This window comes from Legionella pneumophila subsp. fraseri, from assembly GCF_000586315.1.
GTDB classification, from domain to species: domain Bacteria; phylum Pseudomonadota; class Gammaproteobacteria; order Legionellales; family Legionellaceae; genus Legionella; species Legionella pneumophila_B.
Genome location: NZ_KK074221.1, coordinates 1 through 1,369 on the forward strand (window position 1 = coordinate 1; position 1,369 = coordinate 1,369).

Sequence of the window (1,369 nt, forward strand, 5' to 3'; positions counted from 1 at the left end):
AATGCCTAACGGAATTAGTGATCAAGTCCTCCGGAATACGCAGTAAGTCCTGTTGACTTAAATAATTGATACAAGAATCATACATTGCAATGGAAGTGACCTTATGAAGCTTTGCTTTTCCAAACGATCAAATATTTTGGATAGAATGCCTATTTTGAAAATATTTGTGCTTATTTTGTTCTTTAGTAATACAAGCCTTGCAAAAACAATCAATTATCCATGGACAGTCTCCGCCAGTTTAGGCTATGTCAATTACCAATACGTACACGAAGGCGACCACATTACCGCAACAGGTCGGTTTGCAATAGGAAGAGACTTTTTTATGAAAGGCCCTTTATTATTTGGACTCGAATTAGGTTTACAAAGTGGAAACCAGATGCGGCTGCAAATGACAGAAGAAGAAGTCGATGCCCTGGGTGGGCTTTTAGTACAAACCACCATAAAACCTATGGTCGATGCATTAGCTACAATCCGTATTACCCCTGAATTTACCGCACCTGTATTTCTACAACTAAAAGCAGGAACTGCCTACAGACAATGGCAAATGGATAGAGACACGATCAATGACATTTCTCAACTTGCAGGTGAAATAATGGCTGGATGTGGTTATACGATTACACCGAACGCCAGTATTACCCTATCGTATCAAGGTCTGTTTGGAGACAAACCCAATTTTACTATTGATCTGGATAGTGGCATTGGGCATGTACAAAAGATTCCTGTTCAACATGCCATTTTGTTAGGTATTGTTTTAATGATTTAACTAATTTTCTGATTAAGAACGATTAGCATATTGTAGGAAGTAGAGAATGATACATCGAAATAATATCCTTAATAGCATTTTATTAATCTTATTCACATCACAGATAGTATTTGCTAAAAGTAATCCAGCCTCGCAGGCTTATGTAGATAACAAAGTATCTGAGTTAAAAAATGAATTAACTGGTAAAATCAATAGTATCCCCTCTGGACCTCAAGGCCCTAAAGGAGATAAAGGTGAAGCTGGCCCTCAGGGCTTGCCAGGCCCTAAAGGAGACCAAGGAGAGGTAGGGCCGCAGGGATTACCCGGCCCGAAAGGAGACCGAGGGGAAGCAGGACCGCAGGGATTACCCGGGCCGAAAGGAGACCAAGGAGAGGCAGGACCGCAGGGATTACCCGGCCCGAAAGGAGACCGAGGGGAAGCAGGACCGCAGGGATTACCCGGACCGAAAGGAGACCAAGGAGAGGCAGGACCGCAGGGATTACCCGGGCCGAAAGGAGACCAAGGAGAGGCAGGACCGCAGGGATTACCCGGGCCGAAAGGCGACAGAGGAGAGGCAGGGTCGCAGGGCTTGCCAGGACCTAAAGGCGACAGAGGAGAGGCAGGACC

At 44.9% G+C, this 1,369-nt stretch carries 1 protein-coding gene and 1 pseudogene; both read left to right on the top strand.

Features of this window, described 5'->3' with window-relative positions; translation table 11 throughout:
* Nucleotides 1-103 precede the first annotated feature (103 nt).
* Nucleotides 104-763, top strand: coding sequence for a hypothetical protein (locus tag CC34_RS0110175; protein WP_027229077.1), 660 nt, complete (start codon nt 104-106; stop codon nt 761-763).
* Nucleotides 764-809: 46 nt separating this feature from the next.
* A pseudogene (locus tag CC34_RS1000000117475) lies at nt 810-1,369 on the top strand (collagen-like protein); the annotation flags it as partial.